This window comes from Ruminococcus sp. 8Y-12 (assembly GCF_058119865.1).
In genome coordinates this window covers 3116817-3130378 of sequence record NZ_CM176623.1, presented here as the reverse complement: position 1 = coordinate 3130378, position 13562 = coordinate 3116817, and the positions used below count along the sequence as shown (strand labels likewise).

Here is a 13562-nt window from a genome sequence, read left to right as displayed (position 1 = left end):
TTTAAATAATTATTTTTCCGCAGGCAAAGGCCGCAGAGCTGTGTAATTCTTTTACAGCCCTGCGGCTTTTATCACTACAGAAAATTAGCGAAAACGGAAGCGCCGATCACAGTCAGAAGACCTGCCACCGCAATGGAGAGACTGCTCATGGCTCCCTGAACCTCTCCCAGCTCCAGGGCCTTTGTGGTTCCTATGGCGTGGGCGGAGGTGCCCAGTGCCAGCCCAACAGCCACCGGGTCACTGATGCGGAAAAGCTTGCATATCTGCTCTCCCACAATATTTCCGACCACCCCGGTCACCACTATCACAGCCACCGTAATGGTAGTGATCCCTCCCAGCTCCTCGGAGATTCCCATGCCGATGGCTGTTGTGATGGATTTGGGGAGCAGAGTTACATAGTAAGTATGATTCAGTCCAAACAGGTAAGCCAACCCCAAAACACTTCCAAGGCTTGACAATACTCCCGCAACAATTCCCAGAATCACGGCTACAAAATGCTCCCTCAGCACGCGTATCTGCTGATACAGGGGAATTGCAAGGCAGACTGTAGCGGGTGTGAGAAGGTAGCTCAAGTATTTTGCGGACTCATGAAAGCTCTCATAATCCACACCTGCCGCCTGCACCACCATTATCACAAACAGGATGGATACCAGCAGAGGATTCAGGAACGGCCATTTCAATTTTTTTCTTAAGTACATGCCAAGACCATAACCGATGATGCAGACTGCCACCCCAAAGTATTGGGAATTGCATAAAAAGTCTCTCATCTAATCGTCCTCCCCTCTTCTGCTCCTGCGCAGAATCCCCTGGGCTGTCCTCCCAGTAACTCCCATCACAACCACGGTGGTAACCGCAGTGATTATCAGAATGGGTATTAAAACTGACTGCAGTTCCTTCCAAACCACGATAAGTCCCACAGCAGCCGGAATAAACATGGGCGGCATAATATCCAGCAGAAAATCTGCAGCGATCTTGACCTGATTGAGCTTAATTATCTTTGTGCACAGGCAGAACAGCATCAGAAGCAGACCGTAAATGCTGGCAGGTATAGGCAGAGGGATAAATGCGTTTAGCACTTCCCCCAAAAACGTCACAAATAAAATAATCCCAAATTGATATAAGAGCTTCATTTTTATCTCCTTCTTCTTTTGTTATTCCCATTCGGCATCCGGTTGATGTATTTTTATGTAATCTCTTGGTGCACAGTTATAAAAGCGCCGGAACATTTTTGAAAAATTGCTTGGACTGTCAAAACCGCTTTGTGCGGCAATCTCGGAGATGCTGCTGGCCGGATTTTCCAATAGCTGCTTGGCACCGTACATAATCCTGTATTTCAGCAGGTACTGCATGGGAGAAAGCTGAATCGTCCGTTTAAAACATCTCAGGCATTCGCGCTCCCCTATACCGGCAGTCTCTGCTATTTCCGGCAGGGTTATGCTTTTTGCAAAATTGCAGTGAATAAACGTAAGCATTTTACGTACACGGAGACTGTCCAGATCCTGGCCTCTGTCCACTAATTCCATATCCTGAAAAAATTTTTCATAAATCCGAAGACACAGCTTGGACAGCATCTCCCTTACTATAAACTCATAACCGGGGTTTTCCTGTGACAGTGCTTGAAAAGCGCTGCAAAACAGCTCCGCCATACTACTGTCCTCCTTCCATAAATAGCCTTGAAAGGAAGTGCAGGATTGCAGTGGACCCATATATTTTTTGGCATATACCGTCTCATTATTTCCGGTGATCAGCCCAGGAGCAAAGACTATAGAATGCAGTTCACAAAAGGGAGCTGCGATGGCATAATGAAGAACATTGGAATTTATAGCAAGGCAGTCCCCTTTTTTCAGTTCAAAGGACATTTGGGGTACCCGAACCCGCAGTCCCCCCTCTTTAATAAACATGATTTCCAATTCATCGTGCCAGTGCCAGAGAATCGCATCCTCCGGCCTGTCTGTATACCGGGATGCATAACCTGCACATGGAAAATCCAAGGTTCCGTGGGGCTGAAGCTCCCTGGACGCCTGGTTTATGTTTAGGCCACATTTTTGTAATGCCATACTCTCCCCTCCCAAAAGTCGTTTTTGTTATATTATACGACGGTAATGGAATTGAATCAATCTTAAAATGGCGGTATTATTTTGATAAAGAAATTATTTAAATTTACCTGCCATATTTTTTATGCAGGAATCGTAATTGGAGGAGAAGTAAAATGTTTCAGTTATTATTGGCAGTTATTTATCTGGCGTTTATCAGTCTGGGCTTGCCCGACGCACTTTTAGGGTCCGCTTGGCCGACTATGTATAGGGAATTCGGAGTACCTGTCTCCTATGCGGGTATTATTTCTATGATCATAGCAGTCGGAACCATTGTATCGAGCCTGATGAGTGACCGGCTGACAAGAAAACTGGGTACGGGGAAAGTTACCGTTATCAGCGTATTTCTGACTGCGTCTGCCCTGTTCGGTTTTTCTGTAAGCGATTCTTTCTGGATGCTGTGCCTGTGGGCAGTTCCATACGGACTGGGGGCGGGAAGTGTGGATGCCTCGCTGAATAATTATGTGGCACTTCACTATGCAAGCCGCCATATGAGCTGGCTGCACTGTATGTGGGGAGTCGGCGCTTCCCTTGGACCATATGTCATGGGATACGCATTAAGAGGCCAACAGAAGTGGAATATGGGATACCTCTATATTGGAATCCTTCAAGTTGGCTTGACAGTGATTCTATTGCTGAGTCTGCCCCTTTGGCAAAAAAAAGCGAACGGTATCATCGATGCGAAAAAGAGTTCTTCAGAAAAGCCGCTCACATTAAAACAAATTGTAAAAATCCCCGGTGCAAAAGAAGTAATGGTTACTTTTTTCTGCTACTGTGCATTGGAACAGACAACTGGTTTATGGGCCAGCAGTTATTTGGTATTGTACCAGGGAGTGTCCCCAGAGTCTGCGGCCGGCTTTGCAAGCCTGTTTTTTATTGGAATTACCATAGGCCGGGCTCTCAGCGGCTTTCTGACATTCAAGCTGAGTGATACACAGATGATACGGATTGGTCAGGGCTTTATATTGGCAGGGCTCATATCCCTGATACTGCCTTTTGGAGGACCTTCTTCCCTTTTGGGACTGATTCTGATTGGTCTGGGATGTGCTCCGGTTTATCCGTCCATAATACATTCTACACCGGCACACTTTGGCGCAGACAGATCCCAGGCAGTTATTGGCGTTCAGATGGCTTCCGCTTATGTGGGAACCTGTCTGATGCCTCCCCTGTTCGGATTGATTGCCAACCATATCAGTGTGGTACTGTTTCCGTTTTATCTGCTGGTTGTCCTTTTATTGATGGTGGTGATGTATGAGAGGCTCTTAAAAAAAGTTTCCAGTCATTGAAAATTTAAAAACCCCGAAATCCTGCATAGACGCTGGGGATTTCGGGGTTTTTAGTTATGAAATCAGATAGCTGGCCGCTATTTACGCTTTCTTAATTTTCACTGTTGATGCAAGCCCTGATTTCTTTAATAACTTTTTATAGGAGCTGAACTTGGAAGCCGGAACCTTAATCGTTGCTTTTTTCGAAATGTTCTTAAATGCTCCCTTGCCTACGGTTTTTATGGCCGTGGATTTTATAGTCACCTTTTTCAGCTTTTTACAGTTTTTAAAGGCATTGGTCCCGATGGCTGTCACTTTAAATGTGTAACCGCCTATCTTGACTGTCTTTGGTATCACAACACTCTTGATTGATTTTGATTTTAAACCTGTCACCTTTACTGTTCCGGTGGTTGCATTCGATTTGGTTACCTGATACTTCAGGCTGCCCACGGTTGCTGTCTTTCCTACTTCAGGAACTGGTTTTTGTTTTCCTATGCTGTTTTTCAGTTCCTCCACTGCTGCCTGGGCCTTGTCGGCTGCTGCCTGGGCTGCCTGGGCCTTAGCAATAGCTTCCTCCGCTTTTTTCTGCTCAGCTGCTGCCATTTGTCTGGCTTCCTCTGCCGCTGCCTGGGCCTCCTTCTTTGCAGCCTCGGCTCTCTCTTCGGCTGCTTCGGCTTCCTTCTTGGCCGCCTGGGCCTTTTCCTCTGCCTCTTTTGCCGCTGCCTGGGCTTTTTCTGCTTCCTTCTTAGCTGCCTCTGCCTTTTCTTTGGCTGCCTGCGCCTCTGCGGTTGCCTTATCCAGATCTGCCTGGGTTGCCTTTTCCTTTACTTCTACGGTAGCATTCAGCAAAAGATTGTCGGATGCTGCGCCCACATAAATCGTTCTGGAACCTTCAGCCACAGTCCACTTATCTTTTGTTCCGTCACTGTTGACGTTCAGTGCCTCCAGGTTGGAGTTCCAGTAGGACAGGGAACGCTCGGATACATGAATCGTCACATTTCTGGTCTCGCCGGGTTTCAAATCTTTTACCTTCTCATAACCGGCCAGCTGGTATTTGGATGTCTGAATTCCTTCCGGCACCTGAGCCTCGCCCAAGTAGATCTGTGCAACCTCACTTCCTGTCACATCACCGGTATTGGTAACGGTAAAGCTGACATCGAAGCCTACCTTTTCACCCTCTTCTGCCTTCTCAACCACAGTCATATCTCCGTATGCAAAGGTTGTATAGGAAAGCCCGTAACCAAAATCATACTGTGGTTCGATTCCCATTTCATCAAACCAACGATAACCTGTGTTGATGCCCTCCTCGTAAGTGGTAGTATTTCCATTTTCATCTGCTACAATATAATTATTCCACGCCTCATCGGAATAAGTGATGATAGTATCTGTATCTTTCTTTGGAATGGTAAATGCCAGCTTACCGCTTGGGTTTACTTCACCCGTCAGAAGTCTCGCTGTAGCCACACCTCCGCGCTGTCCCGGGAAATACATCTCAAGAATCGCATCTGCCTCATCAATCCAGTCCTCCATAACAACCTGTGAATCATTGTTAAGAACAACCGCCACTTTATTACCCTTTGCATGGGCAGCTTTGGCTACCTTCAGAATCATTTCCTGCTGGTCATCATCTAATTTCAGAGTACAGTCTTCCCGTTTTCCTGGCTCACCGGCCTGTCCCATCATAGAATTTCCAGTGTCCGGATCACTGACCTGCGCATATGCGAAAATAACAACTGTGTCATTCTCCTCTGCTGCTTTCACAGCATTGTCAATATTTGCCTGTTTTTGTGAAGGTGTAATCCATGCAAGTCCTACCTGCATGTCCTTGTTATCTACATTGCTGTAAGATGCAATAACAACTTTATAGCGTTTTCCTTTTTCAAGGTCTACATTGACAGAAGATAAGCTCTCTCCTGTTTCAGTGGGCACAATGCTGCTGTACCACTGCGCTCCCTGGCTTCCTCTTGGACCGGATGCAGACCCCATCTTTGTCTCTGTCCCATCCTCGGCCACACTGTATACTGTCATCTGACTGTTTGCACCAATGGATTGGAAGATCAGTTCATGCGTACCATCTTCAGCTGCTTCTACATAGGTTGTCCAGGTATAAGAAGGATCGTCCGTATAGGAGAAAGCAGTTCCGTCTTCCGAATTGAAATATGTTTTATTCGGCTCTCCGTTTACGGTCCCTGTGTTAAAATTAATCTCATCATCTGTAGTACATTCTGTTCCGATCTCATAGTCTTTATATGGGGTAGTCACAAGTCCGGACCCCCACATTTGTCCCTGATCCCAACCGGAACCGCCTGATGCTCCCTGCACCCCATATGTTCTTTTGGCTCCGTGCTCATTCCCTTCTAAACTAGTGTAAAGGTTTTCCTTTGGAATGATTGTGCCTAAGACATCTTCGTATACCTGACCTTCCACCTTATCTTCACCTAAGATTTCCGTCAATGCTTTATAGGGACTTGTCATAGCTTTGATGCTGCCATAGGAACGTTCTCCGCCCTCACCGGGTATCAAATGCATTCCGTTCAGACCTACTACAGCAACTGTATTGTTTCCCTTTGTATTTAAGGGAAGCGTGTCCTTTTCATTTTTCAGTAAAACTCCGCCTTCTTCTGCGACTTCCTGAACTGCCGCATTGCTGGAATCATACAGATCAGCCAGCGCATCATTATCTGTACCGGGGTTGATTAAATCTGTACGGCCAGCTTCCTCTTTTGCATAGCCATCTTTATCCACCTCTACAAGTGTAAGATAACCGCCTTTTCCATATGCATACAGGATATGCTTAAGGGCAGTGTCTACCATTTCATCTGCCTCTGCCTGGGTCATCTCCCCGTTTGCTACTTTTTCCTCTGTATTTTTCTGACTGTTCTTGCTCAGGGACGGCATTTCAATCTCCATGCCCTTATCTAGGGAATACTCCGTATTTGCTCCCCAGTCTGTAATAGTGAAGCCCTCATACCCCCACATATCCCGCAGCACATCTTCAAGCAGATAAGAGCTGGAGGAGACTGCCGTGCCATTTACCTTTGAGTAGCTGGACATCAAACCAAGAGCTCCTCCGTCTTTGATGGCTGACTCGAATCCTGGCAGATATGTCTCGTGGAGTGCCTGCTCTGATACAACATCATTTGTATTTGTAGCTGGAGAAGCATTTTGTGTAAACGCAGTATAGTGCTTAAGCACTGCAACCCCGCCGTATTCCTGCATACCCTCTGTCAAATCGTCTGCCATGCTGGAAAGTAAGTAGGAGTCCTCCCCCATCTGATCCTTCGTCCTCTGAAACTGTGGGATTCTCTGTATGTCAACCTGGGCACCTAAAAGAAAGCATCCTCCAATAGAAAGGTTCTCCAGGCCGATTGCCTCTCCATACTTCTGAGCCATTTCCTGGTTCCAGGTAGCCGCCAGCATTTGTTCCTGTGGAGGATTCGTAGTATCCTGTGTATACAAAACTCCTGCAGGGCCATCGTACATCTTAATCATAGGAACTCCAAGTCTTGGAACCCCTTTTAGGTATCCTGCATTTCCCTCTTTATCACCCGTGCCGTTTCCTCCCAGGAAAGTGTACTTTTCCTCTGTAGTCATTGTCCTGATCAGAGCTTCCACCTTTTTATTCACAATCTCATCATTGTCTTCAGGCTGGATCAGATCTAAGGTATAGACATCCGGAAATTTTACATTTTCCTTTAGAACGCCTGCAGCATTCACAATACTTCCAGCACTGCCTGTCTGAAACGCAGCTGCCGCCATGATCACTGCCATAGCCATAGCAGTGATGCGGTATCTGGTTTTTCTCTTCATAATACTTATATCCTCCATTTTTAAAATCTTATTTAATTCTTTTACCTATTCTCAAAAAACGTTTTTTGTTGGCTTAAACTTACCATATGAATTTTACGCTTTCAACGTCCATGTCGTGTATCGCAGATATAGGCGCAAATAGTTCCCAAAAGTCGCAAATCACGAATATTTGACATCTCTTTTAAACTCGTCTGCAATAAGATATAAATATTTTGCACAGAAAACCAGAAAGGTTTTAGCCAAAACCAGCTATATGTGACGATGAATTTGTTACCGTAAGTTATTGCCATGAGGAAATAGCACAACTTTTTAAGAAGAACAATATGGAAATTGTGATGGAAATGTTTACAGCCAGTACAAGGCTGTCAGCCCGGCTTGGCCAGAAACGATGGGGGAAAATTTCTAAATTCTAAACATAACAAATACCCCGAAATCTGCATAAATACTGCAAATTTCGGGGCATAAAAAAAGCGCGAGACGGGACTCGAACCCGCGGCCTCGACCTTGGCAAGGTCGCGCTCCACCAACTGAGCCACTCGCGCATGATTGTGTCTCTATCAGACACAAACCATATTTTACTATACCTTTCTCTCTTTGTCAACAACTTTTTTCTGCTTGCTATCGTTCTCAAGGCCGCATCAGTACACTGATCACGTACTGGTTGTTGGGCAGTGACTTGTGGGTGATATTGTTTAATTTAATCAAATCCACATCAACCCAAATCTCCTCTGCCGCCACCATAATATTGGCCAGCATGATGCCAAAATTGATCTCATTGTGTTTGTTAAAGAGATGGCGGCCCCCCACCGGCTTTTTGGAAAAAATGTGAAACCTGTTTTCATAGACCACAAACCGCCACGGCTGGCTGTTAAAGCTGGAGGGTGCCAACCTGGCTGTCTCCAACAGTTCCTTAATGTGGCTTTTGGGGCGCTCCTTGTAGGCGCAGAGTTCCTCCAGTGAGAGGCGTCTGGCCTCATAGTCTTGTCGAACTGCCGAGGACTTGGGATACCCAAAGGCCATGACCAGCACGCAGGACAATCCCTCATCTTCCATCTTTCTGTCCCGCTTGCGGGCCATTCCCTGGTAACAGCTTCCAATCCCCCGAGCGGTCAGATACAGTGACAACTGCTGCATAATATAGCCAGCGTTCATCTCACATTTTTCTTTCTCTTCTGTGTATACAGCAAGATAATAGGGAGCCGAAACATTGGCCACTCCCTGAAACTTACTTTTGCCCGCAAGATTGTCGATCATCCCGATACTTGTCTTTATCTCCGGAAACAGAGGTTCCATATCTTTAATAAAAGCTGCAATCCCCTGCATTGTTTTATCATCCAACGGCTCCATGCGGAATTTTCGCACGGAACGCCGCACATAAATTGCTTCATATAGATTCATGCTCTCACCCGTTTACTTTTTTGTAACATTATTGTAACATATCTATTAGGATTTGCAACTAAAATTTTATTTAATTTTCTCAATAAACTTTCATTTCTCCCAATTTAAAATGCCGTACCTCAAAAACCGGCCCTCTGTCAGGTAGACTTGGATTGGTTTCCGGTGTACGGCATCCCATCATTAAATGTTTCTCTAGTCTGCTTCAAAAAACATTGCATCCATATAAAACTCATTAAACTCTTTATCGCTGGACAGATTGACCTCCCTGGAAACCTGAACAATCTCTTCGATTCTATCTCTTCCCCTGGGATCTGTGAGAAATTCTGCAGCCCCTCCCAGTGAACTGTTTCCCACAGTCTTGATCCGGTCTGAGAACTCCTCCGGCAGCATGCCGATGGCAATGGCTTTTGCGATATCCAGCTTAAATCCAAAACCTCCCGCAAGGTATACGGTTTCAATCTCCTCCCTTGGCACCCCATACCGTAAGATTAGTGTCTCAAGCCCTGCCCGCACCGCAGACTTGGCCAATTGAATCTCTCGCACATCTTTTTGGGTAAACACGATGGTTTCCCCCTGCTCCGTCCGGGCAAGGGGGTAGCCCTCCTCAAAGTAATCTTCGTCCAAAAGTCCGGAATCATCCACAAGTCCCCCTTTTACCAGCTCCGCCACGGTCTCGATGACTCCCGTTCCGCACAGACCGATGGGCAGCTTATCGCCTATGGTGCGCAGAACTGCTTTTCCGTTTTCTATCTGCACGCCACTGATGGCCCCCGGGACGCTTCCCATCCCCCATTGTATATTTCCGCCCTCAAAGGCAGGTCCTGCTGCTGTGGAGGTCACCAGGATTTTGTCCTTTTTTCCCATGGCCATCTCCCCGTTTGTCCCCAGGTCAATGAGCACTGCGCATTTGTCTCTGCGGTCGAATCCGCACCGGAGCATACCCGCAGCGATATCTCCCCCCACATAGGTGGAAATGCCGGGCAGAATGGTGACTGAAGCATCCAGGTAGTCATCCTCCAGGATTTCTGAGTACCTGCCCTCAATCCGCCCTATATTGACCGGAGTAAATGGATACACCCCCAGGCCCTGACAGTCATATCCCATCAGCAGATGCCCCATTGTGGTATTTCCCGCGATTGCAATCTCTTTCACAAGCCCTTTGTCTATTTTGGAGCCCTCCACCAGATGCCGGATGCCCTGAGTCAAGTCCTCCCGAATGCTCTTTTTCAGTTCTTCCCTCTTTCCCTCAGAAGATGCCTTGATTCTTGAGATCACATCCGCCCCATAGGCCCTCTGCCGGTTGATAGCCGCATAGGTATTCATCACCCTTGCGCTATTTTTTCCCAGAAGCTGCAGGGCAATGGTGGTGGTTCCTATGTCTATGGCAATCACTGCCTCCTCATCTGCCAGAGATCTTCCCTCCTCCGCGCTGCCGTAGGCGCTTAAAATCTCAAACTCCTCCTCACTCTGAAAAGCAGCCTCAATAACTATCCTTTCAGAGGGATAAGCTTTGCAGGATAAACGGTATCCCATATCCAGTTCCCTTTGGGAGAAGACTTTTTTATCAGACTCCGTTACCCCAAGTTCTCCCTCCAACAACCGGATCTTACATTTTCCACAGCTTCCCTTTCCTCCGCACACAGCGCTCAGATATGTGCCATGCTCCAAAAGACCTTCCAAAATACTTCGTCTCTCCTTCAGCATCAGGGTATACGTTTTATCCCTCTCCTTTACGATTACCTCTGTATCCGGAACCTTTCTCATCTTACAGTCCACCCGGTTGCATCTTCTGCAGTCGTGCTGGCTTTTAAATACACGCTCATCCTCTGTCAGAAGGTAAATGATCCCATTGCTCTTCACCGGATCAAACATATACCCGGAAGAGATCTCAATCCCTTTGAGTTCCTGAGCCTGTGTCCTTCTGTGAATGACTTTCTGGGCTACCATGGGGATGTCCTGGGGCGCCTCCAGCCTGCCGGAAATACCCATATGCCTCCTGGCGCATTCCTGGCGCAGCAGGCCATCCACCTCCCGCTGCATGGAGAAGAGCAGGCAGTCAGCCATGGCATCTGCCAGCATCCCCTTTAAATAATCTCCCTGTTCAAAAGCTTTCGTACTGTATCGGCTGATTTTTCCGCCTACACTGTACAGCGCATAGACCACCTGACTGCCGAAAGGAACCTTCTCTGAGACAAGGCTCTCCTCAATCTCTCCAAACTGAAACAAGATCACTGGGGTGCACATCTGTAAAATCTGCTCCCTTATCTGTTCATATTCCTCTATAACCTCCTCATAAATGGGGCTTCCTTCATAACAGTCTATCTGGCGCAGCACCTCCTCCCGATTCAACAAGGTTTTGGCATGTTCTATCACGATCACTTTTTCCATTTTCTTACCTTCACCTTCCGCACAAAGTGCCATTTTTGCTATCCCCTGACCTTTTTATAACGCAAAAGAGGCTGCCTCCTTTGGCATGCCTCCCTGGGTTCTTGTCTCTATAAAGCCTTTTTCTCAAGAACTGCTTTTTTGGCAACTTCAGCAGCTGTTGCTGCATCCGGTGTATAGTAATCTGCACCGATCTCCTCCGCAAAGCTCTCATTTACCGGAGCGCCGCCCACCATAACAATATATTTATCTCTCACACCTTTTTCATTCAACAGGTCAACGACATCCTTCATATTCGGCATTGTGGTGGTCAGAAGCGCTGACATACCGATCACATCCGCTCCGATCTCCTCTGCTTTCTCCAGGAACACACTCGGCTCCACATCAACCCCAAGGTCGTGGATCTCAAGCCCGGCGCCCTTTAACATCATGACTACCAAGTTTTTTCCGATATCGTGCAAATCCCCTTTTACCGTCCCTACTACTGCTTTTCCAATGGGTTCATTTCCCATCTCAACCAGCTTAGGTTCCAGGATAGCAATACCTGCGTTCATCGCTCTGGCAGCCACCAGAACCTCGGGTACAAACACTTCGTTTCTCTTGAACTTTCCTCCGATGATCATCATTCCGTCCAGAAGACCTTCATTTAAAATTGTCTTAGCGTCCACGCCCTCATCCAAAGCCTGCTGAACAAGTGCCTTCACATTTTTAGCGCGTCCCTTCTGAAGAAATCCTGAAATCTCCTGTACAATTGCCTCTGACATAATAAATACCTCCTTAAATATTTTCAATAAATTTTTCCTTTGTTCTAACCCTCCGCAAGGTTAATATATCTATATTATAGTGAAACACAAAATCTTTTTTGGTACTTTTTTTAGATCGCAGGTATTTTTTTTAGATTATTTATGATAGACTATTCATGGAGGTGTTTATACGAATGAAACCTTATTTATATACTGTTGTGAATGAAGAAAAATTGAGGGATATGCTGAGAACTTTTAACGAATGTATGGCTATCCCCATTCAGGTGCTGGACGAACAGGGAGAAATCCTACAGTCCTACGGGGATACGACTACCTTCTGCAGCCTCTTTAAGCAGTACCTGCCCAAGGAGGAGAGCTGCGTAAAGCTCCACGCCAATGCCAGCAAAAAAGCCATGGAGCTGGGGGAGACTTATATTTTCTCCTGCCATGCAAACCTGAACCACGTGGTTTTCCCCCTGATCAACCGCAACTCACTCTTTGGCTCTATCCTGGCAGGACCTTTTTTGATGGACAAACCCGATTCCCTGCTGATCAGCGAAATTGCCAAGCGATACCCCATACCCACAGAGGACCTTCTGGAAATGTACGATGAATCCGGCGAGCTGGTGGTCCTGCCTCCCTCAAAGGTCACTTATCTGAGCCGCTTACTGTACTACCTCTTTTCCGGGCTGATTGCAGACAGTAAGGAACAGCTGCTCACCAACCAGGGCAAGCTGCTGCAGCAGTCACGTATCAATGAGTCCATTCAAATGTACAAAAATTCCGGAGCACTGAAAAAAAACAATTATCCCTACGACAAAGAGAAGCAGTTGATCACTAAGGTAAAGACAGGGAACGCTCTGGAAGCCAAGGCTCTGCTCAATGATTTGCTGGGATATGTTTTCTTTTCTGAGGGAAGCAATCTGGAGATTGTAAAATCCCGTTCCATTGAACTGTGCTCTCTGCTCTCCAGAGCTGCCATAGAAGGAGGCGCCACTAGTGACAGTATCTTAAAGATCAACAATCAGTTTCTGAAGACTCTGCAATCTGTGTGCAGCCTGGATGATCTGTGTTACAAGCTGCAGGAGACCATTGATGTATTTACAGAATGTATGTTCGAACGGATACCCTCCAAGAACAATGAAATCATTAAAAAAGCCATCCGTTACATATCCCGCAACTTTGCCTCTCCCCTCACTCTGGAAGAAGTGGCCGGCGAGGTGCACTTAAACCCCGCCTATTTTTCCACCATGTTCAAGCAGTCCACGGGTTCCTCCTTCAAAGAATACCTGAATATGGTACGCATTGAGGAGAGCAAAAGGCTCCTGTCCAACACAGACTACTCGGTCATTGACATCGCCGTAGCCACTGGATTTGAGGATCAGAGCTACTTCTCAAAAGTATTTAAAAAATATACGGGACTCACCCCAAAACAGTACCGCTGACCGCAGCGCTATGCATTGAATTCTGATTATGCTTCACAGCAGTGTCAAAAGATTCCCTCCATCTCACCAATCAGTTCATTGATAGCTGCCCGGTATTCCAACAGCGTCCTTCGCCAATTGTTCAGACACTCTGTGCCTTCTCCGGTGATTGCGTACTTACGGATTTCCTTCTGCTCACTGTTGTAGAGCTTTGAAGCGATCAACCCCCGTTCCTCCATCAGCTTTAGATAGCGATACACGCCTGTGGCATCCGGTTTCCCTCCCCTGAACATGGCATACTCTCCCATCTGCTTGATAATGCTGTACCCTGTACACTCCTGGCTGTACAATATTAACAAAATGATAGGCTGGATAAATCGGTCCAGATTACTTCCCTTACAGGCACATTTTTTCTTAAAATCCACTTTGACCGGGCTTCCCATG

General features: G+C 46.6%; 10 protein-coding genes and 1 tRNA gene. 2 read left to right on the top strand and 9 right to left on the bottom strand.

The annotated features are described in order from the left end of the window. Window positions 1–74: 74 nt before the first annotated feature. Genes AC0THY_RS12055 through AC0THY_RS12045 form a run of 3 tightly spaced genes read right to left on the bottom strand, consistent with a single transcriptional unit; the run spans window position 75 to window position 2057 of the window. Window positions 75–767 carry an LrgB family protein gene (locus tag AC0THY_RS12055; RefSeq protein ID WP_489990847.1) on the bottom strand — a complete coding sequence of 231 codons (693 nt, stop codon included), beginning with the start codon at window positions 765–767 and terminating at the stop codon, window positions 75–77. After that, window positions 768–1130, bottom strand: coding sequence for a CidA/LrgA family protein (locus AC0THY_RS12050; RefSeq protein WP_489990846.1), 363 nt, complete (start codon window positions 1128–1130; stop codon window positions 768–770). A gap of 21 nt (window positions 1131–1151) precedes the next feature. Beyond that, complete coding sequence (locus tag AC0THY_RS12045) at window positions 1152–2057, bottom strand: helix-turn-helix domain-containing protein (RefSeq protein WP_489990845.1); 906 nt, start codon at window positions 2055–2057, stop codon at window positions 1152–1154. A 152-nt stretch (window positions 2058–2209) separates the two neighbouring features. Between AC0THY_RS12045 and AC0THY_RS12040 the strand changes: the two genes are divergently transcribed. Then, a complete protein-coding gene (locus AC0THY_RS12040) occupies window positions 2210–3379 on the top strand; it encodes an MFS transporter (protein WP_489990844.1) in 1170 nt (389 codons plus the stop codon). Window positions 3380–3460: 81 nt separating this feature from the next. Here the strand turns inward: AC0THY_RS12040 and AC0THY_RS12035 are convergent, their stop codons facing one another. From AC0THY_RS12035 to AC0THY_RS12015, 5 genes are all read right to left on the bottom strand, one after another. Further along, window positions 3461–7168, bottom strand: coding sequence for a glycoside hydrolase family 3 C-terminal domain-containing protein (locus AC0THY_RS12035; RefSeq protein ID WP_489990843.1), 3708 nt, complete (start codon window positions 7166–7168; stop codon window positions 3461–3463). Between the two features lie 469 nt (window positions 7169–7637). Then, a tRNA-Gly gene (locus AC0THY_RS12030) sits at window positions 7638–7710 on the bottom strand. Window positions 7711–7795: 85 nt separating this feature from the next. Then, complete coding sequence (locus AC0THY_RS12025) at window positions 7796–8566, bottom strand: nitroreductase family protein (RefSeq protein WP_489990842.1); 771 nt, start codon at window positions 8564–8566, stop codon at window positions 7796–7798. A 192-nt stretch (window positions 8567–8758) separates the two neighbouring features. Further along, window positions 8759–10954: an ASKHA domain-containing protein gene (locus AC0THY_RS12020; RefSeq protein WP_489990841.1), complete on the bottom strand. Its 2196-nt coding sequence runs from the start codon at window positions 10952–10954 to the stop codon at window positions 8759–8761. A gap of 107 nt (window positions 10955–11061) precedes the next feature. Continuing rightward, window positions 11062–11715, bottom strand: coding sequence for a corrinoid protein (locus AC0THY_RS12015; RefSeq protein WP_489990840.1), 654 nt, complete (start codon window positions 11713–11715; stop codon window positions 11062–11064). 173 nt (window positions 11716–11888) lie between these two features. Between AC0THY_RS12015 and AC0THY_RS12010 the strand changes: the two genes are divergently transcribed. Then, entirely contained in the window at window positions 11889–13139 is a 1251-nt protein-coding gene (locus AC0THY_RS12010; RefSeq protein WP_489990839.1) for a PocR ligand-binding domain-containing protein, read from the top strand. Window positions 13140–13183: 44 nt separating this feature from the next. On the opposite strand, the gene AC0THY_RS12005 is transcribed toward AC0THY_RS12010, so the two are convergent. Continuing rightward, window positions 13184–13561 (bottom strand): PadR family transcriptional regulator, encoded by a 378-nt coding sequence (locus AC0THY_RS12005; RefSeq protein WP_489990838.1) that lies wholly within the window; start codon window positions 13559–13561, stop codon window positions 13184–13186. Window position 13562: the final 1 nt, after the last annotated feature.